The organism is Tychonema sp. LEGE 07196, from assembly GCF_963890365.1.
In the GTDB taxonomy this organism is placed as follows: Bacteria; Cyanobacteriota; Cyanobacteriia; order Cyanobacteriales; family Microcoleaceae; genus Microcoleus.
Genome location: NZ_CAWPRX010000018.1, coordinates 1 through 26,913 on the forward strand (window position 1 = coordinate 1; position 26,913 = coordinate 26,913).

The window sequence follows — 26,913 nt, forward strand, 5'->3', positions numbered from 1 at the left end:
CTCCCCTCTCCCCCTGTCAGGTGATTCCCTAGGAGGAAGTTCGATCGCCCGTCATGCCCCTAAATTAAAGAGTAGCAATGGAGGATTCGATCGCACAAACCATGAAACTGCTCAACCACCGCACTCGACTGCTTCTTTCCGCCGGCATCCTCGGCCTGGCCTACTTTGTCACCGGAAAACTCGCAGTGTCGGTACTGGGACTGGTAAAAGCCGAAGCCTCCCCGGTGTGGCCGCCCGCCGGTATTGCTCTGGCGACATTGCTGCTGCAAGGGCGGCGGATGTGGCCGGGAATTACCCTCGGTTCGGTGCTTTTAAACTCAACCGCCGGAGCTAGTGTACCCTTCGCCGTCATTGTCACGTCAGCCTTTAGCGTCACCATGCAAGCGCTGGCTGGGGAGGCTGTGCTCAGTCGCAGCGGATTTTCTACTAAGCTCGATCGACTGCGAGATGTTCTGGCTTTAGTAGCGGGCGCTGTCATCGGGTCTACTTTGGTCGGTTCTACCCTCGGCAATTTGGGCACTTGCATTTTTGGTTGGGCTCAGTGGAGCAATTTCTCTCGGAATTGGTGGACTACATGGCTCGGAGACGGTATGGGAATCTTGATCGTCACACCGGTGCTGCTGACTTTAAATCACGCCTTTAAAAGTTTTCATATTTCAAGAAAAGATCGAAGTATTTCAAGTTTTTTAGCAATTTTTAACTGGGGAAATTACCGCTTGCCCCTTACTAATTATTTATCAATATTTCAGAAAAAAAATCGCTATAAAGTGCAAAATATACTTTTAAATTATTCAGAAATAGCTCTATGGTTAACTTTATTACTGAGTGTTAGTTCGATAGTTTTTTGCTCGAAAGCACAGGTTGCAAGCGCTCTGTATCCACTAGAATATTTGCCTTTTCCTCTGATAGTTTGGGCCGCTTTGCGATTTCGTCAGCCGGGAGCGATTTTTGCTTATTCGATCGTGTCTTATATCGCGATTTTGGGAGCGGTGCAGGGAGGCGGCCCGTTTTTGGTCAGAAGCGAAAGTCTGCAACAGGCGGTTTTATTTTTACAAGCTTTTACTGGTACGATCGCCCTTATGGCCCTGATGTTGGCTGCAGCCGTGGCTGAACGCGAGCAAGCACTGGAGTTCGTGCGCCGCACGGCCGCTCTGTTGCGCGATCGCGAAGCCAGTTTAGCTAACGCTCAGCGCATCGCTCAGTTAGGAAATTGGGATTTAAATTTCACCGCCATCAAGCCGACCGATCGTTGCGAACAATCGGCAGAAAAAAATATATCATCCAAGATTGAACTGCGATGGTCGGACGAGCTTTATCGCCTCTTGGGCTTGGTTCCGGGAACTGTCAAACCGACACCATCCGTTTTTTTGCAAGCCGTACATCCAGAAGACCGAGAATTGGTGGCGCGATCGCAATGTCAAGCGATGTTTGAGCGCAAACCCTACTCCATTAACTATCGAATTGTGCTCCCTGACGGCGGAGTGCGCGCTGTCTGCGAACAGTCAGCAATTCACTCAAACATCATAGCCGCCACAGTCCAAGACGTTACCGAACGTCACCGCGCCGAAGCTGCTTTGCGAACATCCTCCGAGCGCGATCGGCTGCTTTCAGAAATGGCCCTGCGAATTCGCCACTCCCTCGACCTCGAAGAAATTCTCAATACTACTGTTGCCGAAGTCCGGCAATTTTTCAAGGCCGATCGCGCTTTCATCGGTATTATGGACGCAGGCGGGGCAAATCTTCCTAGCCCGGTGTACGGTAAAATTGTCGCTGAGTCTGTCGGTGTCCAATACCCTTCTATTGTCGGGTTGTTGCTCACTGACGAGAATCACCTCGAAGCGCAGAAAACTTTTTATGCTAACAACCGCGTCCGAATTGTCTCCGATACTGCTACGGTGCAAAATGGCGATCGAGTTGTCCAACTATACAGCGACTATCAAATTCGGGCGACGTTAAATGTGCCGATCGTCCTGGGCGATGAACTTTTCGGGATCTTGGCCGTCAACCAGTGTTCTGGGCCCCGCCAGTGGCAGGAATTTGAAATTGATTTGTTAGAAAAACTCGCTACCCAAGTGGCGATCGCCCTCCAGCAAGCCCAACTTTTGCAGCAAGTAAAAGAACTCAATACCAACTTAGAATCTCAAGTCGAAGAACGCACCAGCCAACTGCAGCAAAAAATGCACGAACTGCAAGAAAGCAACCGTCTCAAAGATTTATTTTTGCACGCAGTTTCTCACAATCTCCGCACTCCAGTGATGGGAATGTTGATATTGCTGAAAAATTTGCTCAACAAATCGTCCTGTGAGTCTCTACAGGATGTTCCGGTTTCGCGATCGATTTTGCAGCGCATCGTTCAGGCTAGCGAACACCAATTGACTATGGTTAATTCCCTCCTCGACGCTCACGCTAGCGAAGTGAAAGGTATTTTTATCCATCCCGAACCGCTGGAATTGCAGCCTTTAACTTCAGCAATTATTGCCGATTTAGCACCGATGCTAGCCAAAAATCAAGCAATCTTTACTCACGAAATTCCGCTAAATTTGCCGCTAGTATGTGCCGATCGCAAACACTTGCAGCGGGTGCTGGAAAATCTGCTAACTAATGCGATCAAACACAATCATCCGGGAGTCAATATCACTTTTAAAGCTGAGGTAATTGAAATTGAAAAAATGCTAAATTTTGAAGAAAATTCACAATTTTTAACATCTTCCAATAATCCGATCGCCCGCTGTATCGCTAACCAGATACCTGCTGCGGGCGATCGTCCGGGGATGCGCGACACCGCCCCCAAAAATCGGGAAACCCTGACCGAACTTCACCCCGAAAGCAGTTGTCAAATCCCCCCGTATCAGGCTCAAATTGGCAATATCGGCGACAAATTGCCCGAAGCTACCGTAAAAATGGTTCGCTGTACTGTAACAGATAATGGAGTAGGAATCAGCGCCAAACAGCAGGAATCTCTGTTTGAACTTTACGTTCAAGACCCCAATAGCCGACAATTAACAGGACTGGGTTTGGGACTTTACCTCTCCAAGCAAATTATCAAAGCTCACGGCGGCGAAATCGGTGTCGAAAGCACCCCCGGAAGCGGCTCGACTTTCTGGTTTTCGCTACCTGCTGTCATTCGATTTTAGATTTTATTAACAGATGAATTTGGAAACTTTAACTATGGTTTAAAATATAACTTTCAATTATTAAATAATCTGCGTCCATCAGTGTTTATCCGCTTAAAATCTGCGGTAAATAGATCGAAAATTTATGCAAATCAAGTACAATCAAACTGGTACAGCAACTCTCAAGCCAGCAAGATATGCAGCAATCAATTAACAATCCCTCATTCCCAAAACCTAAAATCTAAAAGAGTATGAGTTTTTTGGGCAAGAAAAAATCAGTTCAAGCGTTAACAGCTTACGAGGTGTGGCGCAATCGCTTCCTCCAAGATCGGCTGCGCCCTGCTGTCGGAATTGCCATCTTTTTTGCCTTGACAATAACTGTCTATTTTATGGGCGAAGCATTCTTCGTCCGCCAGGAACTTAAAAGTATTTATTTGTACACTAGCGCTGCTGTAGAAATAGGTTTGCTGAGCTGTTTTGTGCTGCAAAAAACCTCCTTTGGACAGCGCTATCCCGGTTTGCTGTTTTTGGGATTTTCGTGGTCGCTGACGGTCATTATACAGCTTGGGCTAGCTGTAGCAGGATCTGGAGAATTACCGATTTTTACCTGGACTTTAGCGTTTCTGATCCAAGCTACGCTGATGCCCGTCCGCTGGCGACTTCACCTAATTTCTCAACTCGGCGTTTTGTGCTGCCACATCGGGATAAATTTGGTTTTAAATTTAAGTTTTGCTAAGTATACTGCTTTTCGGTTGAGTGGGTTTTATTTATACTTATTTTGGTTTTGTTTGATTTGCGATTTGTCGGTTTATTGGTACGAATGTCTGCAACGAAAAGAGTTTAGTACCAGACGCAAGTTGGAATCTGCTTACCAACAATTGGAGGTGGCGGAGGCGAAGTATCGCAGTATTTTTGAGAATGCCGGCGAGGGAATTTTTCAAAGCACTCCCGACGGACGCTATATTACTGCAAATCCAGCTTTGGCGCGGATTTATGGCTGCAATTCTCCCGAAGAGGTGACGGCAAAATTTACTGATATCGATCGGCAGTTGTACGTCGATCCCGATCGCAGAAATGAGTTTTTGCGATCGATCGAGGAAAGCGGCACAGTATCGGATTTTGAATCTAAAATTTACCGCTGTGACGGCAGTATTGTCTGGATTTCCGAGAAAGTGCGGGCGGTACGAGATAGCACCGGCTCGGTGCTTTATCATGAGGGTTTAATTGAGGATATCACGCAGCGGAAACAAGCCCAAGAATCGCAGCGGTTGTTTATTCACGCTCTTTCTCACGACTTGCGAAACCCGGTAGCGGGAATGTTAATGGTGCTAAAAAATTGGCAAACAAAAACGGGAGATTCGATCGCAATTCCCCGTTCTGTTTTGGATCGGATGATTCAAGGTAGCGAACAGCAGTTGCGCTTGATCAATTCGCTGTTGGAAATTCACGCCGGAGAATTGGGCGGTTTGTTTCTGCACTGCGATCGGGTAGATTTGAGGGCGGTAGTGGAAGCAGCGGCGGCTGATTTGGAGCCTTTAATGAATGAGGCTCAAGCTACTTTTAAAAATTTAGTGCCGGATGATTTGCCCGCCGTGAATGCTGATGCTACTCAGTTGTGGCGGGTGTTTTCTAATTTAATTTCTAATGCTTTGAAACACAATATGCCGGGACTGAATTTAACGGTTTCCGCTCAAATAATAACGGCAAAACAAATCAAAATTAATCAAAACCAAACGAAACAAAATATAGAAAAATTACCAATTACTAATTACCAATTAGCAATTCCCAATTCCCAAAATAGCATGATTTACTGTACGGTTGAAGATGACGGAGTGGGAATATTGCCGGAACAGTGCGAACATTTGTTTGACCTTTATGTGAGGGGTTATCAATCCCGACACTCGGTGGGTTTGGGTTTGGGTTTATATCTTTGCAGGCAAATTATTGGCGCTCACGGCGGGGAAATTGGGGTAATTAGCAGTCCCGGTGCTGGGGCAATTTTTTGGTTTACTCTGCCGCTGGCTGAGAATGGTAGTTGATTTTTTGGTATTTTTAACTAAGTGCGATCGGTTTGTAGTCAGTCCACCGGACATGATATTACATAGCAGTTAGATTTCTCCTATGAGGTATCGATCGCTCAATCCCTCAATCTCAAATCTCAAATCGACTAATTTGTCACCTTTTTAAGAAAGGCTAGATCGGAGGGGCTTCTAACACGGTGACATCTACCAATGGTGTTGCCTTAAAATCTTCTTTCAACAAGCGAGTTTGGATGGCTTTGGTGAGATCGGTGCGAATTTGTTGAGCCGATCGCGTGACTTGCGGCTGACGCTGAACGTAAACTTGACACAGCAAAATATCATCCCCCGGATTGTCGGCTCTGGTGAAGCGAACGTTGGATTCTACCAGCTTGGCTAAATCGCTTTGCTTTACAACCTGCTGCAATTGAGAATTTGCCCGTTGAGCGAGACTAGAACGCTGGAGGTTAGGCGAATTAGAAAATTGCCAGATGATTAATGCCGTGAGTACGATCGCGCTAACTCCCACCGCCGCCGGGAACACACCGCGTTTCCCCCGCACGTAGCGAGTTCCTTCAGTCGATAGCCCAAACAGACGAAACATCAGCGCAGCCGCTAAATTAATGCCGCCGAGTTGCAACAGCAGTAAAAACACGCCGTTTACGGCCAGATCCCAACGACCAATTGCCGCCCCCATGCCAATCAAACCAGCAGGGGGAGCTAGCGAAGCCGATACCAGCATTCCGGTAGCCGCTCCTGAAACCAAGCTGCTGCGATCGGACTGAACCAGGGATAGCGCTCCGGCGGCTCCGGCGGCAAGGGGAATCAGCACCGATACCGAAGAAATTTGGCTGCCATCAATCATCAAGCTGGTGGGGTTTTGCTGTTGCAGAATCAAACTCAACAATCCCGTAGTAACGATCGTGACACTCAGGGCCGCAAAGTAGCGTAAAATGCTGCGCCCCAAGAGTTTGACATCGCCCCTTGCCGTAGCCAAGGCGGTATTCATGGCAGGCCCTGCAAACGGCGCCAGCAACATAGCGGCAACTAGCAGGTAGCTGGTATTAGTGTACAAACCAATCCAAACAATGATTCCCGCGAAAAAGGCATAGCTAAGAAATCCTTTCCAAGAACCTGTACTCTGCAAACCAGCCAGAAAAATCTCGATCGGGCTGCGTTCCTCAACATTGGTAACTTGCTCCGCAGCGTCACTGGCTGGGGGATGCAGCGACATCACACCTGTGGGAAGCAGAGTAACACTTAAGTCCGGCAAATCTTCCAGTTTTCCGAGAAGTTCCTCAACCTCGCCATTAGAAACGTGGATCAAGACCAGATCCAGTCCTCGATCAACTCCCGTCGCTTCAATTTGTGCTAAGTTCGTGCCTTTACAGGCTTTCGCTATCTCTAAAACTGTTTTTCCAGAACCCCGAGGAACTTGTACAAATAGTTGGCGCATCGTCTTTACTCATCTGCTAATTCGATCTAGACCTTCTCTCTAGAGAAAGCAGCTTCAACAAATCCAGGCAAACCCGGAAAACCTAGAATGTTTAAGTTTAGACAAGCATTCTTCTAAGCGTGCTTGCGCTTCCTCACTGTTGAGGTTAACCTAGAAATATCTGTTAGAGATATCATAATAACATAGCCTTTCTCAAGTTTCTGGAGGTACGGATTTAGATACTTCGGATTCGCCATCGTAAAAGTTTGAGATTTGAGACTTCGCCGTCAGCGCCAGCATCGAAGGATTTTAGATTGGGGGAATTTAGAAATTGAAGAATTGTTAATTAATTAGATTTTTCCCATCATTCTTGTCGAGCCTGCTATTCATAGGCTTTGAGAGGATTCGTCTGTTGGGCAATACTTCACTGACTTGAGAATTGCCATATGTCTATTGTTCTATTGATTTTATTTTAAAATAGTGTTACGATCGGCCCAATATTTTTATAGTAAAAATATCCCTTCACATTGTCTCGACCGACAGCATTTAATCCATAAGATTTATCCAACATAAAATTAGTGTAACTTATGGTTGAAAAACACTCAGAAAATACACCAAAATACGCTCCAGCTAAGCAGGATGTAGCTAAATATAACGAGCGGTCATTCTCAACCTTGATTCGAGCGATCCATCTTTCCCAAGGTTACTTTTCTTTCGTTTTAGTCAACTGCAACTCCCTGGAATTGCGGCAGCAAATAGTCGATCGCCTGCAAGCAACTTGTACCCATAAACCGCAGCAAATGCTGTTGTCAAAATCGGCGACAACTCTCTACACGACAATCGCAGCAGAAGTAGACAACAAAACGCCCCCAGCATTAATGATTCTCGGTTTGGAATCAGTGGAGTCGATCGATCGACTCCTCGTCTCTACCAACCTAGTATGCAGCGAATTCAGCAACAAGTTTTCCTTTCCCCTCATCTTTTGGGTAACAGATGAACTTCTGAGAAAAATCATTCGCACCGCCCCAGATTTATACAATCGGATGACAACAATTAGATTTGTTAGTTGTTAGTTGTTGGTTGGTAGGGGCAGTGCCCCGTGCCCGCCCTCTTAGTTATTAGTTATTTGTTAGTTGTTAGTTGTTATTTGTCAACAGTCAACAGCCAACAGTCAACAGCCAACAGCCAACAGCCAACAGTCAACAGCCAACAGCCAACAGCCAACAGTCAACAGTCAACCCTTAAACTCAGCTTCCCAAAGCCTGACTAACTTCCGCGCCGCCGCACTTCCCTCAGCCGGAAAACCGGGCAAAAAGTCTTTATCTGCAGCCACGTCATAGGGCCCTTCCTTGAACTCCAAAATCACAGTATCCGCAGCCAAAGCTACTAAGGTGTGAATAGTACCCTCGGGAAGTTCCACAGCGCGAGTGGGCCCGGCTGCACCCACTTGCAACGATCGCAAGATTTGACCGTTTTCGTTCAAAATAAGAATACCTACCGATCCTTGAATCACTGCAAAAAACTCAAAACCGTTAACTGCAGGCGGGCGGAGGTGTCGGTGAGGGCGCACGTAGGTACCTGGTTGTAGCACGTTGACAAACCGCTGCACCTTTTCTGACAAATCGTGGAAATTGTAGTTTTGTCGCTGGCGCGGGCTGCTGCGGGAGGAAGCTGTAACTTCGTCTAGCAATTCCTGCGTCAAGCACTTAATCGGAGGGGATTGCACAACAGATATCCTGTATTTAATACTTTGTAAACAAATGGGCTAGTCTGAGATCGTACTTACCAGCATCTCTTGACATATGAAAATCGCAAATCAGGTGCGTATCACTAAGGCAATGCGTTTGTCAAGTATTTTTAGAGCAAGTATTAGCCCGATCGCCCTTTCGACTATTCTAGTCTGCGCCTGCAGCGTTTCTGCCTCACAACCGAGGGCTGCAGTAGTGTTGGTGCAGCAACAATTGCCAGAGCAGCAAATTAAAGCAGAAATTCGCGATCGAGTTCAAGAAGAAGTTGACACTGCTTTCGGGCGCACGGCGACACTGCTAAACGGGCTGGTAATTGCTTTAACTTTGCTTCCGACAGCAGCCGGAGTCGGGGTTTGGTTTCTGTTTAATAAATTGTCCCAGCAGACAACAAATGCTCGGCAAGAAATCGAAAGTCTCCATTATGATACCATCTCTCAATTAAAACTATTAATTTCCGATGCTGAAGGCATTTTAGGGGAAATTAAACACCAAAGTCACCAAGCGGATGCAGAAACAGACTTGTTATTGCCCGATGCCCAAATTCAAGAATTTACTCCGGTTAACTACGGCAATTACCAACAGTTATTGACGGCGGGAGACTATGCCAAACAGGGAGATGCTTGTTTCTTTGAAAACCGCTACGAAGATGCGATCGCAGCTTACAATCTCGCCCTGCAAATTCAGCCGGATTTAGCAGATACCTGGAACAACCGGGGAGTAGTGCTCACAAGAATGCAGCGCTATCCAGAGGCGATCGCCTCCTACGAACAAGCTACGACAATTCGCCCGCAGTATCCCGACGCTTGGAACAACCGAGGCGTAGTATTGTTGGAATTGCAGAAGTACCCGGAGGCGATCGGCTGTTACGAACAAGCCATCCAAGCCAAACCCGACTACGCCGACGCTTGGAACAACCGAGGCGTTGCTTTTTCCAAAATGCAGGAATACGAACAAGCAGTAATTTCCTACAATAAAGCCCTACAAATCAAGAATGATTATACAGACGCTTGGAACAATCGAGGCGTTGCACTCTCAAAACTGCAAAAATACGAAGCAGCGATCGATTCCTACGAAAATGCTGCTAAAATTCGACCGGATTTCTATAGAATATGGTACAATAAAGCCCGATGCTATGCGCTACAAGGTAAAATTGAATTAGCAATTGAAAATTTAAAGCGCGCCCTCAATCTCAATCCTAATTTGTGTAAACAGTTAGCAAAAACAGAAGTTGATTTAGAAAAAATTCGCGAACACGATGCGTTCAAGCAGTTGATTAATTAATACCGTCTGGAACACCAGCATTGAGAAACCGGATTTCTCTCGAAAAATCTTTGGTAGGATGCCAAACTAATCTAAGAAACCCGGTTTCTGGTTCTAGCCTCTACTCTATAAATACTTCTTCAACAACAAACCCATTTTATCCTTAGTTCTGGCAGGCACTCGATCCAGCGGAGTCAGAATTGCATATTTTAAAGCAGAATGCGATTCGGAAACCGGAGGATTTTCTGTTAGCATCCGTACAGTTTTTTGAATAACTTTCTGGGCATTTTCCGCATTGCGGTGCAAATTGGCAATCACCATTTCTACGGTTACGCTGTCGTGATCTTCGTGCCAGCAGTCGTAATCGGTGACTAATGCTAAAGTTGCATAGGCAATTTCTGCTTCTCTGGCTAATTTTGCTTCGGGCAAATTTGTCATCCCGATGACTGTCGCCCCCCAACTGCGGTAAAGATTTGATTCTGCTTTTGTGGAAAATGCCGGGCCTTCCATGCAGACGTAAGTACCGCCTCGGTGCAGGGTAACATCGGGGATGTCTAAGGATTCGATCGCACTTGCCAACACTTTAGCCAATTCGCCGCAAATCGGGTCGCCAAATGTAATGTGACCGACTATTCCTTCTCCAAAAAAAGTAGAATCTCGATTTTTTGTGCGATCGATAAACTGATCCGGCACTACCATATCTAAAGGTTTTGCCTCTGCTTTCAGAGAACCAACCGCCGACGCTGAGATTAAATACTCAACTCCCAAACTCTTCATTGCATAAATATTTGCCCGATACGGCACTTCTGAGGGCAAAAAAGTGTGGTTGCGGCCGTGTCTAGCCAGAAATGCTACCGGCGTACCGTCCAAGGTTCCCACAATTGCGGCATCCGACGGCGCTCCAAAAGGTGTATCAATTTTTACCTCTTCCACATCTTGGAGGGCTGCCATTTTATATAAACCGCTGCCACCGATAATTCCGATCTTTGCTTGTGCCATTTTTTACCTTCCGCCTGAGTTTCACAACAGTGATTCTATCGGGCCACCGTTAAGTTAGCGTAAATATTCTTAAACATTTCATGACAATAGTCACCAGACACACACTATATTATTTATAAAGCTATGTGATTTCAATCACAATATAACTTCACAAAATCTTTAAAAATAAAAGTACAGAGTTATGTTAAGTATTTTCAGGGTATGAAGACCATGACAGTAAGTTCTGCTAGCCTCCCCAAAATCTCTGTGGAGGCGATCGCCCAGCGCATCTTTGCCTTCCGCCAAATTACCCCCCTCGACAGACAACTGCTTCACTCAGCAGTCCTCAACGGGCTCGACCAAAAAGACCATTTTCACATTAACCGATTGTGTGAGGGCATCCAAAACGGATTGATTCTGGTTGTGGAATAACTGGGCTGTACTATCTCTGACTAGATTGAGAAGTTATTCTAAAATTTATGTTCGAGTCTGTATCTGCTGAAACTAAGTTCTGGCCGTCTTTTTCCTTTTGCGATCGATCCACATCAGAAATAATCATATTTAAATATTATCGATCGAACTTTAACAACCAAAAACCTGTATAAGTCATACCGCTGTCATCAGGCTGCACTAACAAAAAATGCAATCCTTTACTTAATTGCTGGCGCTGTTGGTAAATTTCTGCAGCCGCCTTCACCTCCGTATCTTCAAAAGTAGCCACAACCCACCTCTCTGCCAATCCAGCTTCCAAAATCAATCCATCTGGAGCACCAGCAATATAATTCAAAGCAAAAGGTTTCACATCCTGAAGCCATTTAGCCAACCGCATCGACTGTCGCCCGCCGTCAATCACAACACCGGGCACCGGTACTGTGGAAGCTAAGCCCAAAGTCAGCGGTAGCAGCAATTCAGGCATTTCCAATATTGGTATGGGACGTTCTTGAAAAGCTTCTACAATATCGCCTGCGGCTAGGGAAGCAAAACGCCAGCCATCACCCCAAAGGTTTTCGGGTAAAGGAACCGGCGGCGGAGTCTCAAGGGCGATCGGGCTGTAATTTTCGGCTGTATAATTAGGCATACTCGAATATTCTGCTGCCCGTTTTTGCAGCAGCAATTTCAAAGCTGCAGTGCGACGAGTCGCTTCTACTTTGATACCCAAAACCTTGCCCGCAGCTTCGATCAAACTGAGAGATTGAGGCCTAAATACTTGAATCAAATCCGGCAAATTCTGAATTTGAGCTTGCTGGTGCAACTGCGCCGCCAGCCAATTAGAATTAGCTTCCGACTGGCTGCAAAAAGCGCTAAATTGAAAAGTGTGTGCGACGTCGCAAATTAATAATTCCCACAATGGTTTACCTGTTTCGTCTTGCAGGGGGCGGCGGTAAAAATCGGCTTGCCAAATACGCATGGGAGTTAAAAAATAAAATCTACAACTCAATAATTTTAATATAACCAGGGAACACTGCGTTTTTTTTACGAAAATCCTACACGGTAATCCGCAGTAAGGGTAAAAAACTGGCTTCTTTGTCTGGAGTGCATCCGAGACTCTATAAAAAAACTGGTTTCTTCGATATTGATGCGATCGCGCACTGTATTATTTAAGATGGTTAACCAAATACATATCCATTTCGCCCTTATTTTTAGCAAAGATTTTCCCTCGATATTCACATTCACAAAAATCCTTAACTAATTCAAACGTTGCACTAGAAATATTAATTTTTCCAGGCACACCCGAAGATTCCATCCGAGATGCAGTATTAACTGTATCTCCCCAGACATCATAGGCAAACTTCTTATTCCCAATTACTCCAGCAAGTATTGGGCCTGAATGAATACCGATCCTGATATCCCAATAAGGAATGTTTTGTTGAGCTTTATGCACTTTTCGCAACTCCATAAATTGTTGAATTTCTAGAGCTCCGAGTACAGCATCAAAGGCGTGTGTTGCTCTTGGAACCGGAATTCCCGCCGCACACATATAGCTGTCGCCAATAGTTTTTAATTTTTCCAAACAATATTTATCCATCACTCGATCGAAATAAGAAAAACAGTAGTCTAGTTCGTCAACTAAATCTCGCGGAGTCATCTTTTCAGATAACTTAGTAAAGTCTTGAAAATCCGTAAATAAAACCGATACGCAATCATAATGAACGGGTTCCACTTTGCCGTTATTTTTGAGTTCCTCGGCAATTTTAACCGGCAGTACATTCAACAGTAGCTGGTCGGATTTGTGCTTTTCGGCATCGAGTTCCAAATACAGATTATTCATCTCTTTAAAGCGTTCGGCATTGCGGATTGCTGAGGATAGTTGCAAAGCCAAAAGATAGCCAATTCGCAGGTCTTCTTGAGTGTAAGATCGCGGCTTGGTTGTGGCAAAATTAATTGTTCCTAAAACTTTACCTTCGCTTTCCAAAGGAAGAATAATTTGTGAAGAGTAGGGCGACAAAATAGCAGTAGCACCCGCTTCTTGAATTAATTGAGGTTGACGTGTTTTGAAGGCTTTGTTAATTGGGCTGCTGTCTGGTAGGGCAGCAATCTCTATAGGGATATGCTTGCCAAATAAAGTCGTGCAACTGCTAGAGCTGTGCAGGCAAACGCTACAGTGTTCAAAGTCTAGCAGCCATTTGGCTTGCTTGCCTACTACCCGCAAAATCTGATTGAGATCGAGGGTGCGGTTAATGGCAGTGGCAATTTCATTGACGGCTGCAATGCGGATAGAAAGCGCCTGAGTTTCTGCTAACAAACGGCGGGCAGTTAACAAAAGTTCTTCTCGGTCTTGCTCTTCTAGCCGTTCGCCCATAATAGGGGTATGAGATTATAGATCAATACGGTTTACTTAAGACGATCCAGGCGGTAAAAGGTTATGAAAAATTAATCAATACTGCGATTGCTTCGTTCTTCGTTCCGGGAGCATCTGAGTTTTGCAAAAAGCATTTTTTTTATTGAGCGTGCCAGCACCTCAAGAGCTAGCGTATTGTACAACTCGCGAGTTCTTGAGATGCTCGCACGCTCAATAAAAAACACCAGATGCTCCTCCTTCGTTCTTCTTGTGGGATAATCTTAAGTCAACCGTAGTGGATTATAGATTACAAAGCATCAATTTCTAGGGCAATTGCATCGGTATATCGATTGACAAAGCTAAACAAATCTGCTGTGGCAATAATCTCAAATATTTCCGCATCATCTAGCCCTAAATCCCGCAGATTTTGGTAATGAGCTTCTGTCATTTCCAGGGGTTTTGTAGCCGCCAGCAAGCCAAAGCTAATGACAGCTTTATCGCGTTTTGGCAGAGGGCAGTTGGCAAAGTCAGAAACTAGGGTTCGCAGGACTTCTTCGCTCATCCCCAAGGCAGACAATCCGTGCAGGTGAACTTGGAGAGCGTACTGGCTGTTATTGAATTGGGAAATAGCGATACCGACCATTTCTTTAAGAGTTCTGGGTAAGTCTCCTTGCAGGATTGTTCCCCGGAATTTTTTCCAATTTGCTTCTAATAAGTCTGGGTTGATTGCCATTGACTTGAACAGGTTGGGGACGATACCAAACCCCAGTTCTGTCAAAATTTCTTCGTAGACTTCTTTGGCTTTAGGATCTGTAATTTCCTCGTATTCGATCAGTGGAAAGTGTGTCATGGTTTTATTAAAGTTTACGACTGTTAGGTGTGGTTGGGATTGCCGCAGTTTTTATGTAACGCCACCGCAAGGGTTACGTTACCAAATCTTTTGGCTTTAGTAGGATTGATGATAAAATGCACCGCTGTCAGCAAACCGCGAATTTTGAAAATGAGCTAGCAACAAATCTAACTTTTGAGGCTCAATTAAATTTACTATTATAGCAATCATTGGAGCAAATAAAACTCTGTTGCGATCGCGCCTGATACTAATATTAAACTGTCTCAAGAGCTAGCGTCAAGCACCGGCAGTCGATCGCGCTTGTGGGGCGAAATTTCAGCAAAACTCTTGAATTGGATAGTACGGCCAGGTTCGCGAATTTTCCGGCAAAAAAACTACGTTCGATCGCCCGATCAAACTCCACAAATTCGAGATCATCTGATGCAGCAGGGCGCAGAAGGGAAAAAACAAAATGCTGTGCGATCTCGTTTATTTAATTGGCAGTTTGGGCGATCGACAACCCATAGCCCAGACAAGCTACGCTAATGCCTGCAACAAGAGTTATTATAATAAGCTGTAAACTTTTATCTTTGTCGCTGCATTTATGAACCCTGCCCTTACTCAGTTTGGCGCTCAGATGTCCCACCTCACCGGCGTGCGGGCGATCATGAAAGATATTATTGAAACTCTCAGAGCCGGCAGCGGGCAGGAGTTTATCAATTTGAGCGCGGGAAATCCGGTGATTTTGCCCGAAGTCGAGAAATTGTGGCGCGATTGCACGGCCGAACTTCTGGCGAGCCCGGAATACGGCGAAGTGGTTTGCCGCTACGGTTCCAGTCAAGGCTATCAGCCGTTAATCGATGCTGTAGTGACGGATTTTAACCAGCGTTACGGACTGAATTTGACGGATCGCAATGTCCTAATTACTCCCGGAAGTCAATCAATTTACTTTTACGCAGCCAACGCTTTCGGCGGCTACACTGCACCGCGAACACAGATTGCCGATCCTAATTCGGAAATCTCCAATTTCAAATCGATCGTCCTACCGCTGAGCCCAGACTACACCGGTTACGGCGGCGTGAGCTTAATTCCCGAAGCGGTAATCGCTTGCAAACCCACCCTCGATATTGATGCAGCCGCGCACAGATTCAAATACCGGCCGGATTTCAGCCAACTGTCGATCGACCAAACCACCGGTTGCGTCATCTTTTCCCGTCCCTGCAACCCCACCGGCAACGTTCTCACCAACGACGAAGTTCAAAAAATAGCAGATTTAGCCGCTGTTTTCGACGTGCCGGTGTTCGTCGATTCCGCCTACGCCCCTCCTTTCCCCTCCTTGAATTTTACCGAAATGACACCGATTTTCGGCGGCAATATCGTGCATTGCATGAGTTTGTCAAAAGCGGGATTGCCGGGAGAAAGAATCGGAATTGCGATCGGCGATCGAAACATTATTCAAATATTAGAATCTTTTCAGACCAATATGTGCATTCATTCGCCGAGATACGGACAGGCGATCGCCACACGCGCCATTAATTCCGGCGCTCTTGCCGACATTTCCTTCAACGTAATTCGCCCGTACTATCAAAGCAAATTTGCGATCGTAGAAACCACCTTAGAACAATCGATGCCGAAGGATTTGCCGTGGTTCTTGCACCGAGGCGAAGGAGCAATTTTTGCGTGGTTGTGGCTGAAAGATTTGCCAATGACGGATTGGGAACTCTACCAAAAATTGAAAGAAGTCGGCGTAATAGTGGTGCCGGGAAGTTCTTTCTTCCCCGGTTTGCGGGAAGATTGGCAGCACAAACACGAATGTTTGCGAATTAGTTTGACTGCGACAAATGATGAAATTGAGACTGCGATGAAACGATTGGCTCAACTCGTGGAAAAAGTTTATCGCGGCAAATAGGAATACGCTCGAACATATAGTTGCTCAGTTAGCGGAAACAAGAATATGAATATCGATGTTTTACTCCGGTAGATTTCAATTATAGGTTATATCGTGTCCGGTCGATCGACCGCACAGATCCGTTTTGATTATAGTAATCGACCCGACATGATATTAGACCTCTGGCACTAAATCGCCTTCAATCCCTTCAATTGTCTGTGTTAATCGGCATCTATCTGCCTGATATCTGCGGTTTCCGTATCGATCTGTGATATCAAATCCGGTAGCACTCCTCATGATGTTAACTGTTAACAGTTAACAGTCAACAGTCAACAGTCAACAGTGAATTTATTCCGATGCTACCGGATTGGATATGATTTAGGAAGCTAATCTGTTGTATAAAACGGGTGCATCTCCTGCATTTTGAAAAGCACTATTATAAAACTCCTGCACAGATGTTCCAGTAAAAAACCTTCGCAATTTTACAATTAAATCACCCGATAAACAAAACTCAAACTTGCCCAAACATTCACATCCAAAGCCAAATCATCAGTGGAAATCCCCAACTTCTCCACACCCGGAATACTAGCATTGTGCAAATCTTCCAAGACGGCCTGCGCGACAATTAAAGGATTCAACAATTCTCGGATTGGTGAAGCATTCCTCACTTGCAGCATTCCTTCCTCGATCGCCGTCTGAGTTCGAGTGAAGGGTTTTTCACTAAATATAATTAGAGTTTCCCCCAGTCCGATCGGACCCGATACCGCCCAGCCGAAAGTCCCAGGGCCCGGTACAGTCAAATTATCCCCAGGGGCGATCGCCACCGACATCGCTCCGGGATCATTTTCGATCTGAGAATTCATCACCAACAGGTGTCCGGCGTTATCCGACGAAAACACCGCAGCATACACCGGGCGATCGCTTTCGTTAAACAGTCTGTACTGAATTCGCTCGCCCTTGTGGACGCTGAGCATATCGATATTTGCCGATTTCTCGCTGTCTGCGCTCATGGGCTCCAAGCGATAAGTGCGATCGGCTCGCACCGGCTCCCGCTGCACCATCACCTTGGCTTGTGGGGCCATAGTTGACAGCACCGCCCGCACCTTCAGTCGCGAAGACCCCTCATTGACAGTCAGCCGCAGCAACTTCGTCGCCAGCAACGCTTTCAACTGCGGAGCCAACCGCTGCACGGCCACCTTCACCGCTTCTCCCCCGTCGCCCTCGGTGTCGGGAATCGGCCTTTGGGCCAGAGAAAACAAGCCGTAGCGCCGTTGATACAAAACAGGCCGATCCGACGAAGTTTCAGCTAAAATCGTTTCCGGGACTGTGCCAAACCGATAGTCAGCGGGTTGATCGCTCGCTACCACCGAAACTTGCGGCACAGTCGCAAAGCCACTCGTAGCGTCTACCCGCTCGATCCGTTCCAAACCAGAGTCCAAAGCTACTGTCAAACCGATTTTTCGCGGAAATACCCGAATTTCTTCCCTCACGAGTTCGCCGGCGGTTAATTGTCTGTTTGGGCGATCGCCCCCGTCTAAAATTTGAGCCTTAGCAGTCAAGCCCGTGCGAGCCTCCACCAAAAGTAGTGAAGTGTACCCATCGCCTAGGGAATCGCCCTCGATCGATGCAGCAGGCGAACCCACAGCAAATACCGAGTTCCCCGCCCATTCCAAAACCCCCGCCGACAAACCGCCGAGCCACAACTGCACAGTTTGGCCGCCATCTTCCACCGCCGTTACAGCGCCATCAGCCGCCACAGAATTCAACATTAAATTTGAAAAATTAACTGCAGGCGGTGCCGTTAAATTGTCATGGCGAATTTGCGGTTGTTGCAATAACCCCGCCATTTCCTCGACAGTACCTGCGGCGCGACTGAAACTGACGCTGAAACTGCTAGCGGGAGTTGCTAACCACAGAGTTTGGGTGAGGGCGTAGGTAAACAAACCAGCGGTAAATCCGTTCCACTGTTGTTCGGCGGCGAGTTGGGAATTCGCAGCAGCAGCAAGTACCGCGGCCGCCGGACGGAGATTCGATCTCGATCTGAGGCCTTGGGCAAACGTTAATTCTCCGATGCTTTGCTGGCCGATGGTGGAGCGCGGACGGGAGCGAATGCGAAAGTTGCCGTTTTTGGGCAATTTTTGATAGGTGTAGCTGGTGTCGAGGATGGCGATCGCATTTTCTGTCGGGAGCGATCGCATCAACAGCAGCAGCGTTTCCTCTGAAATATCGTTCACCGCTCGGTTTGCTAACAGCGGTACAACGTCATCCGCCGGCACCAAACTATTGTGCAATTTGCCTGGAGTGTCGATCGAACCGACTCGACTACCGCAGCCGCTAAAGTGAAAAATCACCGCATCGCCTGGTTTTGCTTGTTCGGTTAAATGAGTGACAAAAGCCGTCTCGATATTTTCCCTCGTAGCTCGATCGTCAGTCAAAGTCAGAATGTCCGACGGCGCAAATCCAAACCGATCGATCAGTAATTCCCGCTGTAATTCCACATCCGTCACGCAGCCATACAGAGGCGAGTCTGGATATTTATTGATCCCCACCAACAAAGCCAATTTACGCGCAGTCGGCTGGGCTAAGGCTTGGAGGTAGCGATCGCCCAACCGCAACCACAAAGTTTCGCTGATGCCGATCGCGGCCAGCATCCGGCCAGCTTGCTGTAAAAATTCCCGCCGCTTCAGTCCCATTTTTAAATAGCTGTGAATTTTATGTTGTGAATTTTAACTTAAATACCCCTCAATATTTTTTGGGGATTTAATTATATCCGGGCTGATGCAGAACCTTGATATTGCAGATTTGCACAGCACGCCGAGAACCCTATAACTAGCGGGTACAACCACCGTTTGGCTAATCAGTGTCCGGTGCGGCGTGCATCGCCGGCGGTGCACGCCGCACCCTACCACTATAAGTAACCTATCAAACCACTTTTTGCCTAATTTTTGTAGATGGTGACTGTTAATTATTCAGATATTTTTTAACTTTTAAGTTAAAATTTTTGAGTTTCAAGGTGAAATTTTCACATTTCCCACTCAAAACTCAAAAATTTTAACTTTTCAGAATGCCACCAATACCAAAGTTCAAGACTTAAATCTCGTAACTAAAAATATTCATAGCCTTAGCTAATTCGGCTGCAACTTCCGGTCGAGAAAACTGTGGCGGCGGTAATTTTCCAGCCCGCAGCATTTCCCGCACCTTGGTTCCAGACAAATGCACCCGTTGTTCGGGACTGCTGGGACTTGTTTTAGTTGTAGCCATTTGTTCCGTCAGCTTGCAATAGAAAGCGTGCTCGAATTTCATCGGCACAATTCCCAATTCTCCCGGCTCAAATTCGTCAAAAATGTGTTGGGCATCGTAAGTGCCGTAATAATCGCCAACTCCAGCGTGATCGCGCCCTACAATAAAGTGAGTGCACCCGTAGTTTTTGCGGATTAAAGCATGAAAAATGGCTTCTCTGGGCCCAGCGTAGCGCATCGCCGCCGGATTGATTGCCAAAATTACGCGGTCTTTTGGATAGTATTTTTCTAGCAAAATTTCGTAACAGCGCATCCGCACGTCAGCCGGGATGTCGTCATCTTTAGTCGTCCCTACTAGCGGGTGCAGAAACAAGCCATCTACTGTTTCTAAGGCGCATTTTTGGATATATTCGTGGGCCCGGTGGATGGGATTTCGGGTTTGGAAACCGACTATTGTTTTCCATCCTTTTTCTTTGAACATCTGTCTCGATTTCGCCGGGTCAATCTGATATTGAGGAAACCGGGCGTCTAGTTCGCGTTCCAACAGCCAAACGTCGCCTGCGAGGTTAACCGGCCCGGCTTGGTCTACTACTTGCACGCCCGGGTGTTTGAGGTCGTCGGTACGGTAGACGTTGACGGCTTCTTCTTCTTTGCTGTAGCGGTATTTTTCTGCGAGTTCCAAGATGCCGACAAATTCGCCAGCCGGGGAGTCGAGGCGCACTAATGCGCCTTCTTTGAGGTTGTCGGCGACTGCTTCGCTGACTGAGAGGGTGATGGGAACCGACCAAGGGATGCCGTTGGACAGGCGCATTTCTTTGACGACCGATCGATAATCAGCTTCGTTCATGAACCCTTTGAGGGGGCTCAGGGCTCCGATGGCGATCATTTGCAGGTCAGAGATCGATCGATCCGAAAGCTGAACTCGCGGCAATACTTCTGCTTTGTCAAAAAATTCTTGTCTTTGGTCTAGTGTAGCAATGCGGTTGACCAGGATGCCGCCGTGAGGGGCAATGCGGTCTGAATTCTGGCTCATGTCGATTTGAGGTTTTAGATTTAAGATGTTGGACTTTAGCTACCTATATCCTACCAAGGTGTTGTTACACTTAATTAGTTTTTCTAGTAAACTCCAGCACACACCATACCTTATATTTACAAACTATGATTTATAGGCTAAGCCATGACACTCGATCATTTTTTAGTTAAATATATCGAATGCTGGCAAAAGTATTCCGGCGTGATAAATTTTAAAATTCATACTATATTTTATACCATATTCATAGATATTCAGTCTTAATTTATCGATCTTAACGCCAATTATGGTCAATTTAGCGAACACATAAATCGTAAATTTGATTGTGATTTTACACCATGAAATCCTGTTCTGTCCTGTACTTTAAAATCACATAAAAAAACTAATTTTCAAAAATTAACTGTGCTATTTCAGACAAAAATTAGCCTCTATATTCATCTTTTTTCAAAAAATTGATAATACCACAGTGTTAGCAAGGAAGCAGTTAGCGTGCGCCGCCTTGAGAAGATTATATCACGTCCGGTTGATTCCAATAACAAAAGCCAAGTATTACGGTTATCCATTTAGTAGACTGGACATAATATTATATCAGTCGAAGGATACACTCTAAACTTTTTTAAACAACCATCAAATTGAGTTAATTGATGTCTTAAAAGTAGATTTTAAGGTGCCAAACAAGCCCTTTTTAACTCGCTCAGCGATGCCACGCTCCGCAATATTAAGCAAATAACTATCGAGTTTCACGATTTTATGCCAGGTTCTATGAGCGCTGAGGAAGTTCACACAATTGTAAACAGATTAAAAAGATTGGGTTTTGTCTGCCTCCCATTTTCATATTTGTTCTCTGACATGGATACCTGTGATTTTTGTTTATTAATACAAATCAGTGTAAAGTTCCGTATAAACACTGGGTTAGTTTTCAAATTATAAAGTTACTTTTTATCATAGAAAAAAATAAATCATCTCTACTCTATTCGGTAATTTATCGCCAATAAACTTTTACTAAATATCGGCGATAAATTCAACGTAAACTTAAGCGTCATCCTGTTGAAATTCAATACTATTCAAATCTATAGCTTTTATTTTTTGACAAATAGCTAGTTTGCGACCAACTTGTTATGAAGCATTTTCAGTTGCAATAATTCTTCGCCCAGCAGAGGAGGTAAGGGAATTTGAACTTTCTCCAGCATACTCTGAATCCGATATCTCCAATCGTGACGAGCTAAACTCTCAACATAGTTGCGCTTGTATATCGACTGAAGGCGCTGCGTGTCTTGTAAAAGTTCTTCAATTAATTCCACACTTTGTTGTGGATTGTCTGGTAACTCAATAGTTGCATCTTCCCAGTTCATCAACTCATTATATAGAGGTGTAGTTGGACGTTTTCCAACTATTGCGCCACCAGTCGCAGCACCGTAAAACCACCGCAGGGTAATAAATGAGTAAGGAAACTTACGCATACCAGGATAGAGCGTATCAAATGCTAAGGTAATTTTACTATTTCTCAAAATATGAAATAGTAGGAAACTATCTTCCTCATCTTTACGTTTTTCGTAAGGCAATTTCGGAAATTTTTCTTGGTTCCGGGGTGTCGATTTATAGTAGATTTTTTCGGAACCAGGTTGATTGAATTTATTGAAAAACGCCTTGTGATACTGTTCGGGTATCCGTCCAAAGCTAGTTACATCAATGGAACGTTTGACTTGACACGAACCTTGACCGAGAACATCAGCGCCAAAAGGCAGCAGCGATACTGGGATGTTAAAATGTTGCTGGAGTTCATCTATAACTTCGGGTAGCGCAACGAATAAATGATCTAAATGATAGACATTTTTAGAGTAAATGTTAGGATTCCAGGAGTCGAACACATAACCGATAACAAGATCAAAACGTTGCCGCCACTTAAGTATGCTTGATAGTAGTTCTAAATCTGAGCCTGAGATGCCAATAGTCAGTAAAACATTGGGTTTGTTCGACAATTCAGGTAAAGAGGCTAAATTATATAAACCTGTAGTAGACTTGATAGCTTTACGGACAATTCGATTAGCTAGTGGAGGCAGTTCGGATGACCACTTTAGTAAGTCCCGACCCGATGGTATCAAAAGTTTTGCGTTGCAGGTTCGTACCAGAATATTTTCTAATTCAAAAACTGTGTCCCAGAAGACGCTCGATGATAAACCCCGTGAAGAGAGTATAAAAATATTCATAGCTAGTTGCTTACCTTAGAGTAGTATCCAAAGTATTATAACCTCAAAAAAAGGGTAGATAAATACAAGTGAGAGTATTTATTGGGGAATTAAAAGCGTTGTTTACGATCGCCGAGATAAGTGCAAGCCCTAGATTATGTAGCGATCTATATGAATGGGAGGATCTCATTGTTGTAAAAAAAATTTGGGTGGGAGTACGATCGGCCGTTAAGCCCCTGCTTGACAAAGTGGGGGAGATCCCGATCGCACGATAAAATGCAAAACACAAATTTTTCCCTCCCTTCTTCCTGCTTTGGCGACGATAATTCAATCTTTTTTGCTTCTTTTCTCCAATTTATTCTTTACTTTCCCTCGAACCTCGACATCCATCTGTTGGTTAAATCCGTTACATCCGTTACATCTTGTACCGCGATCGCTGCCGAACTTCCTTCTAAACATTTAACCACTGAACGAGTATCTTGGGAGCCGGCAACAAAATAATTAACAAAAGCCCGATCGCCAGCAACCCCAAAAAATCCCGCCGGTTATCCAATTCGCTAACATCATTCAACGCCGGTTCATCGTTGAGAGGTGTCAGCAATAAAATAATTGCCCACAGCAGCAAACCCTGTTCCAAAAAAGCCAGCAGTAACATACAAACTCTAGCAACTTGCCCGATCGCCATACTTGCTCGCTGGCCGAACATCGCGTGTACAATGTGTCCGCCGTCGAATTGTCCCACCGGCATCAAATTAAACGCCGTCAGGATCAAACCCAAATAACCCGCCACCGCCACCGGATGCAAATTAATCGCAGTTTCCACATTCAAAGCACCGCCCAAAGTTAACTTGCTCAACAAAGTCATCAGCAACGAAAAATTTGGACTAAAAGAGTCAAAGTTTAACATTCCCGACTTTTCCGAAAGCGGTACAATAGTTGAATGCTGCAAACCCCAAATTAATAAGGGCACTGTCGCAACTAAACCCGTAAACGGGCCGGCAATACTAATATCAAATAAAGCTCGGCGGTGGGGAATTGGACTCCGCATTTGAATGAAAGCGCCCAAGGTTCCCAAGAAAAATGGAATCGGAATAAAATAAGGCAAAGTCGTGCGAATTTTATAGAATCGGGCAGCTAAATAGTGTCCTGATTCGTGAAATGCCAAAATTGTAATTAGTGCCAGCGAGTAAGGCAAACCCCGGAGCAACATTGACGGGTTTGACTGCAAAACTTTTTCAGTAACTCCGGCAATTTGTGAGCCGACAATCGTAGTCGTAAACACGGCGATCAGCAGCAAAGCTAAGGCGAAAAAGGGTTTGGTAACAGGTGCAGTTTTGACGGGATTTTCTAGTGATTGGCGGCTGGGGTTAGGAACTATGGCAAAAAAAGGTTGACCGCTCAAACTGTTTTGAAATATGACTAAAAAGCGATCGCCAAAATGCTGTTCCACATTGTCACGAATTGTTTGATAAGCCGCCTCCGGGTTGGTGCGTAATTGTCCGCGACAAATCACAGCCTGCGGGCGAAATTCTAAATCCCGCAAAAAGTAAATTGACCAAGGAAAACAATCGCGCAAACTTGCTTCTTCGGCTGAATCGATCGGGCGCAGGGGCGGTTTTGGCTTGGCAGGTTCGCTCCCCGAGTCTGCTAAAATCTCAGGAGTCGATCGGGTAATTTCCTTGCGTCCCAACTGCACCAAAAACCAGTACAAGACAGGGCAAACCAAAAAAGGTATAATTACCAACTCCGGCGGTGGTGTTTTTTTTGCGTTGTTAACTAAAACCCAACTGCTCCAAATCAGCGCTGGCGTCATCATTACCAGCCACAGCAGCCATACCGGAGTTGTGGTGATGCGGCTGATGCTGCTCTCCAACAAGTAGTAAGATATCAAGCCCAAAACCAACAACCATAGTAAAAAAAACATAATATTTATTACTTCCTTGAAACAACAGAGTTCCGTCTCCAAACAGCCCCGGCTGGTACTGCAAAATATCTTTGCTTTCGCGCCTAACCGGGATACCCTGGGTGCGACAGCCTATTTCATTGTAGAAAACGAATCGAACATCTTAGTGGATTGTCCCCCTTGGGATGAGATTAACCAAGCCTTTTTGGAGGAATGCGGCGGTGTGCGGCTGCTGTTTCTCACCCACCGCGGCGCTATCGCCAAGGCGCGGGAGATTCAGGAAGCCACGGGGTGCGATATCCTGATTCAAGAGCAGGAAGCTTATTTAATGCCGGGATTGCGGGTGACGGTTTTTGAGCGAGAATTTACTTTGAGCGATCGAATGAAAGCATTTTGGACTCCCGGTCACTCTCCTGGTTCCTCTTGTCTTTATGATAGTGGCAGCGGTGGAGTCCTGTTTTCCGGCAGACACTTGCTCCCCAACCGCGAAGGCGCTCCAGTACCCATTCGGACGGCAAAAACTTTTCACTGGCCCAGACAAATTAACAGCGTGAAGTCAATTATCGATGGATTTTCCCCTTCGACTTTACAGTATATTTGCCCCGCTGCGAATACTGGTTTTTTGCGGAAAAAAGGATCTATCGATCGAGCTTTTGAGCAATTAACCAATCTGGATTTAACCGTTTGTTTCCAGAATCAAGCATACCCGGCAGTTGAAACTGACATCTTGCACCATTCTCCATAAGCTCTTAAAAACCGGGTTTCTGAACGATAAATATAGGTTTTGATGCTAAATTTGCGTTCAGAAACCCGGTTTTTGCCACAGGTGCAACATCTCAGTTTCAACCAAGTTTCAATCGCCGTCTTATCTGATCCCGCCGATTTTTATGGAAAAAACCGAAAAACAAAAAATGCTCGCCGGCGAATTATATTTAGGTGCTGACGAGCAATTAATTGCCGAACGCCACCGAGCCCGCCGCCTCGCCAGAACTTACAATTCTACCCGCGAAGACGAACCCGACAAACGGTTAGAAATTCTCGCCGAATGGTTCGGTGCCATCGGCCCCAAAGTCGAAATCGAGCCGCCTTTTTACTGCGACTACGGCAGCAATATTTATGCTGGAAACGGATTGTACATGAATTTTGGCTGCGTAATTCTTGACTGCAATCGAGTTAACATTGGTGAAAATTTGCTATGCGGCCCCAATGTGCAAATTTATACCGCTTTTCACCCCACAGACCCAGAAATTAGACTTTCTGGCCGCGAACTCGCCGCAGAAATTAATATTGGTAATAATGTTTGGATTGGTGGCGGCAGTATTATTTGTCCCGGAGTGACTGTGGGCGATAATAGCACGATCGGCGCAGGTAGCGTTGTGGTCAAAGATATTCCCGCAAATGTCGTGGCGGCCGGGAATCCTTGCCGCATCATCAGGCATTTATAGCGCTTAGAGCCAAAAATGATGTATTGACCGATCGCTCCCTCAATCCCTCAATTCCCCAATCTAAAATCTAAAATTCACGAATCTAAAATCTAAAATCGACTGACTTCTCATCTTTTTGAGAAAGGCTATACCTAGATGTGGTACGATCGACTCGCTGGCGCGATCGGCTCTTTGGAGCTTACCCAACAATTTTAGATATTAGATACAGCCAGTTTGAGATTTTTCAAGTCAAAGCCCCCAGAAAAATCCGTGCAAAAAATCTAAAATCTAAAATCGCTTGATTTTTCGCGAACGGTTTTCAACTCCTACTCAAAAGATTTTTTATGACGACTTCAACAGTTTATCCCACCGCCCCCGATCTCTGCACCGACGACTACATCGCAGTGGGCTTGGCCACCTGCTTCATTAAAGAAGAAGGCGAAGTTCATCAAGTAAAAATCATCGAAGCTATCCCTTCAGCAGCTTTGGAAGCAATTGTCAAGGGCATTCCCACATCTTATGAAATGGCTTGGGGCACGACTTTAGGAGCGGTGCTGGAGGGCGACTCACCCAAAAGGCTGCCGGAATTTCCCTCGGAAGCTCAGTTTAGCGACGAATTCGGCTTTCGGGCGATCGCCGCAGCCCGCACTTACAAAATCCGCCCCCAAGCTCAAGTTCACATTCCGTCAGGAACAGTTCGCAATGACTTTACTTATTCCTTAGAACGCAAAAGAGTCCTCAATTCCGAGCGCATCGTTCGCACTGAAGATAATGTGAAACAGCACGATCACACTCACAAGGTTCTTTAAATTAAGTCGCCCAACAGCGGCAATTTAGCGCCGAAAATAGTTTTGAGTTTTGAAATGTGAATTGAATATTTAATATCAAATCCTCTCTTCATCGGAATAGTAAATTCACTGTTGACTGTTGACTGTTGACTGTTGACTGTTAACATCCAATACGGTTTACTTAAGACGATCCCCCCTAACCCCCCTTAAAAAGGGGGGAACAAGAATCCCCTCTTGCGTCCCCCTTCTTAAGGGGGATTTAGGGGGATCTCCGGGGCATAAATATGTTAAGTGA

20 protein-coding genes are annotated in these 26,913 nt (G+C 45.6%); 9 read left to right on the forward strand and 11 right to left on the reverse strand.

Going from position 1 to position 26,913, the window contains the following annotated elements:
• Positions 1–77: 77 nt before the first annotated feature.
• A complete protein-coding gene (locus tag AACV78_RS02755) occupies positions 78–3,134 on the forward strand; it encodes a sensor histidine kinase (protein ID WP_228042571.1) in 3,057 nt (1,018 codons plus the stop codon).
• A 230-nt stretch (positions 3,135–3,364) separates the two neighbouring features.
• Positions 3,365–5,152, forward strand: coding sequence for a PAS domain-containing sensor histidine kinase (locus AACV78_RS02760; protein ID WP_194009845.1), 1,788 nt, complete (start codon positions 3,365–3,367; stop codon positions 5,150–5,152).
• A gap of 154 nt (positions 5,153–5,306) precedes the next feature.
• Here the strand turns inward: AACV78_RS02760 and AACV78_RS02765 are convergent, their stop codons facing one another.
• A complete protein-coding gene (locus tag AACV78_RS02765) occupies positions 5,307–6,587 on the reverse strand; it encodes a TIGR00341 family protein (protein ID WP_194009844.1) in 1,281 nt (426 codons plus the stop codon).
• A 566-nt stretch (positions 6,588–7,153) separates the two neighbouring features.
• Here AACV78_RS02765 and AACV78_RS02770 point away from each other — a divergent pair.
• On the forward strand, positions 7,154–7,639 hold the full coding sequence (locus tag AACV78_RS02770) for a hypothetical protein (RefSeq protein WP_194009843.1): 486 nt from the start codon (positions 7,154–7,156) through the stop codon (positions 7,637–7,639).
• A gap of 161 nt (positions 7,640–7,800) precedes the next feature.
• Here AACV78_RS02770 and AACV78_RS02775 read toward each other — a convergent pair whose 3' ends face one another.
• The gene (locus AACV78_RS02775) at positions 7,801–8,292 is read right to left on the reverse strand and encodes a WbuC family cupin fold metalloprotein (RefSeq protein WP_194009842.1); all 492 of its coding nucleotides are present in this window, start codon (positions 8,290–8,292) and stop codon (positions 7,801–7,803) included.
• Positions 8,293–8,386: 94 nt separating this feature from the next.
• On the opposite strand from AACV78_RS02775, the gene AACV78_RS02780 reads away from it, so the two are divergent.
• Positions 8,387–9,595, forward strand: a complete 1,209-nt coding sequence (locus AACV78_RS02780) for a tetratricopeptide repeat protein (protein ID WP_339383444.1) — start codon at positions 8,387–8,389, stop codon at positions 9,593–9,595.
• A 105-nt stretch (positions 9,596–9,700) separates the two neighbouring features.
• Here AACV78_RS02780 and AACV78_RS02785 read toward each other — a convergent pair whose 3' ends face one another.
• Positions 9,701–10,573 (reverse strand): S-methyl-5'-thioadenosine phosphorylase, encoded by an 873-nt coding sequence (locus AACV78_RS02785; RefSeq protein ID WP_194009840.1) that lies wholly within the window; start codon positions 10,571–10,573, stop codon positions 9,701–9,703.
• A gap of 210 nt (positions 10,574–10,783) precedes the next feature.
• Here AACV78_RS02785 and AACV78_RS02790 point away from each other — a divergent pair, with 210 nt between their 5' ends.
• Positions 10,784–10,984, forward strand: coding sequence for a hypothetical protein (locus AACV78_RS02790; RefSeq protein WP_194009839.1), 201 nt, complete (start codon positions 10,784–10,786; stop codon positions 10,982–10,984).
• 136 nt (positions 10,985–11,120) lie between these two features.
• Here the strand turns inward: AACV78_RS02790 and AACV78_RS02795 are convergent, their stop codons facing one another.
• The 3 genes from AACV78_RS02795 to AACV78_RS02805 form a co-directional block, all read right to left on the reverse strand.
• Positions 11,121–11,960, reverse strand: a complete 840-nt coding sequence (locus tag AACV78_RS02795) for a Tab2/Atab2 family RNA-binding protein (RefSeq protein ID WP_194009838.1) — start codon at positions 11,958–11,960, stop codon at positions 11,121–11,123.
• A gap of 186 nt (positions 11,961–12,146) precedes the next feature.
• On the reverse strand, positions 12,147–13,352 hold the full coding sequence (locus AACV78_RS02800) for an adenylate/guanylate cyclase domain-containing protein (RefSeq protein ID WP_194009837.1): 1,206 nt from the start codon (positions 13,350–13,352) through the stop codon (positions 12,147–12,149).
• Between the two features lie 286 nt (positions 13,353–13,638).
• The gene (locus AACV78_RS02805) at positions 13,639–14,181 is read right to left on the reverse strand and encodes a carboxymuconolactone decarboxylase family protein (protein WP_194009836.1); all 543 of its coding nucleotides are present in this window, start codon (positions 14,179–14,181) and stop codon (positions 13,639–13,641) included.
• A gap of 583 nt (positions 14,182–14,764) precedes the next feature.
• Here AACV78_RS02805 and AACV78_RS02810 point away from each other — a divergent pair.
• Positions 14,765–16,069: a valine--pyruvate transaminase gene (locus tag AACV78_RS02810; RefSeq protein ID WP_194009835.1), complete on the forward strand. Its 1,305-nt coding sequence runs from the start codon at positions 14,765–14,767 to the stop codon at positions 16,067–16,069.
• 467 nt (positions 16,070–16,536) lie between these two features.
• Here the strand turns inward: AACV78_RS02810 and AACV78_RS02815 are convergent, their stop codons facing one another.
• From AACV78_RS02815 to AACV78_RS02830, 4 genes are all read right to left on the reverse strand, one after another.
• A complete protein-coding gene (locus AACV78_RS02815; RefSeq protein WP_194009834.1) occupies positions 16,537–18,741 on the reverse strand; it encodes a caspase family protein in 2,205 nt (734 codons plus the stop codon).
• 397 nt (positions 18,742–19,138) lie between these two features.
• Complete coding sequence (sat, locus tag AACV78_RS02820) at positions 19,139–20,320, reverse strand: sulfate adenylyltransferase (protein ID WP_194009833.1); 1,182 nt, start codon at positions 20,318–20,320, stop codon at positions 19,139–19,141.
• Between the two features lie 1,094 nt (positions 20,321–21,414).
• The gene (locus tag AACV78_RS02825) at positions 21,415–22,524 is read right to left on the reverse strand and encodes a glycosyltransferase (RefSeq protein ID WP_194009832.1); all 1,110 of its coding nucleotides are present in this window, start codon (positions 22,522–22,524) and stop codon (positions 21,415–21,417) included.
• A gap of 430 nt (positions 22,525–22,954) precedes the next feature.
• Positions 22,955–24,427 carry a site-2 protease family protein gene (locus AACV78_RS02830; protein ID WP_194074374.1) on the reverse strand — a complete coding sequence of 491 codons (1,473 nt, stop codon included), beginning with the start codon at positions 24,425–24,427 and terminating at the stop codon, positions 22,955–22,957.
• 16 nt (positions 24,428–24,443) lie between these two features.
• Between AACV78_RS02830 and AACV78_RS02835 the strand changes: the two genes are divergently transcribed.
• From AACV78_RS02835 to AACV78_RS02845, 3 genes are all read left to right on the forward strand, one after another.
• Positions 24,444–25,151 carry an MBL fold metallo-hydrolase gene (locus AACV78_RS02835; protein WP_194009830.1) on the forward strand — a complete coding sequence of 236 codons (708 nt, stop codon included), beginning with the start codon at positions 24,444–24,446 and terminating at the stop codon, positions 25,149–25,151.
• Between the two features lie 142 nt (positions 25,152–25,293).
• Entirely contained in the window at positions 25,294–25,851 is a 558-nt protein-coding gene (locus AACV78_RS02840) for a sugar O-acetyltransferase (RefSeq protein ID WP_194009829.1), read from the forward strand.
• Between the two features lie 323 nt (positions 25,852–26,174).
• Positions 26,175–26,639 (forward strand): hypothetical protein, encoded by a 465-nt coding sequence (locus AACV78_RS02845; protein ID WP_194009828.1) that lies wholly within the window; start codon positions 26,175–26,177, stop codon positions 26,637–26,639.
• Here AACV78_RS02845 and AACV78_RS02850 read toward each other — a convergent pair.
• Positions 26,636–26,785 (reverse strand): hypothetical protein, encoded by a 150-nt coding sequence (locus AACV78_RS02850; protein WP_194009827.1) that lies wholly within the window; start codon positions 26,783–26,785, stop codon positions 26,636–26,638. The genes AACV78_RS02845 and AACV78_RS02850 overlap by 4 nt on opposite strands.
• Between the last annotated feature and the right edge of the window lie 128 nt (positions 26,786–26,913).

Bases quoted from the DNA above. Each gene is read 5' to 3' on its own strand.
- AACV78_RS02755 (WP_228042571.1), top strand. From the start codon at position 78: ATGGAGGATTCGATCGCACAAACCATGAAACTGCTCAACCACCGCACT.
- AACV78_RS02760 (WP_194009845.1), top strand. From the start codon at position 3,365: ATGAGTTTTTTGGGCAAGAAAAAATCAGTTCAAGCGTTAACAGCTTAC.
- AACV78_RS02765 (WP_194009844.1), bottom strand. From the start codon at position 6,587: ATGCGCCAACTATTTGTACAAGTTCCTCGGGGTTCTGGAAAAACAGTT.
- AACV78_RS02770 (WP_194009843.1), top strand. From the start codon at position 7,154: ATGGTTGAAAAACACTCAGAAAATACACCAAAATACGCTCCAGCTAAG.
- AACV78_RS02785 (WP_194009840.1), bottom strand. From the start codon at position 10,573: ATGGCACAAGCAAAGATCGGAATTATCGGTGGCAGCGGTTTATATAAA.
- AACV78_RS02790 (WP_194009839.1), top strand. From the start codon at position 10,784: ATGACAGTAAGTTCTGCTAGCCTCCCCAAAATCTCTGTGGAGGCGATC.
- AACV78_RS02795 (WP_194009838.1), bottom strand. From the start codon at position 11,960: ATGCGTATTTGGCAAGCCGATTTTTACCGCCGCCCCCTGCAAGACGAA.
- AACV78_RS02800 (WP_194009837.1), bottom strand. From the start codon at position 13,352: ATGGGCGAACGGCTAGAAGAGCAAGACCGAGAAGAACTTTTGTTAACT.
- AACV78_RS02805 (WP_194009836.1), bottom strand. From the start codon at position 14,181: ATGACACACTTTCCACTGATCGAATACGAGGAAATTACAGATCCTAAA.
- AACV78_RS02810 (WP_194009835.1), top strand. From the start codon at position 14,765: ATGAACCCTGCCCTTACTCAGTTTGGCGCTCAGATGTCCCACCTCACC.
- AACV78_RS02815 (WP_194009834.1), bottom strand. From the start codon at position 18,741: ATGGGACTGAAGCGGCGGGAATTTTTACAGCAAGCTGGCCGGATGCTG.
- sat (WP_194009833.1), bottom strand. From the start codon at position 20,320: ATGAGCCAGAATTCAGACCGCATTGCCCCTCACGGCGGCATCCTGGTC.
- AACV78_RS02825 (WP_194009832.1), bottom strand. From the start codon at position 22,524: ATGAATATTTTTATACTCTCTTCACGGGGTTTATCATCGAGCGTCTTC.
- AACV78_RS02830 (WP_194074374.1), bottom strand. From the start codon at position 24,427: ATGTTTTTTTTACTATGGTTGTTGGTTTTGGGCTTGATATCTTACTAC.
- AACV78_RS02840 (WP_194009829.1), top strand. From the start codon at position 25,294: ATGGAAAAAACCGAAAAACAAAAAATGCTCGCCGGCGAATTATATTTA.
- AACV78_RS02845 (WP_194009828.1), top strand. From the start codon at position 26,175: ATGACGACTTCAACAGTTTATCCCACCGCCCCCGATCTCTGCACCGAC.
- AACV78_RS02850 (WP_194009827.1), bottom strand. From the start codon at position 26,785: ATGTTAACAGTCAACAGTCAACAGTCAACAGTCAACAGTGAATTTACT.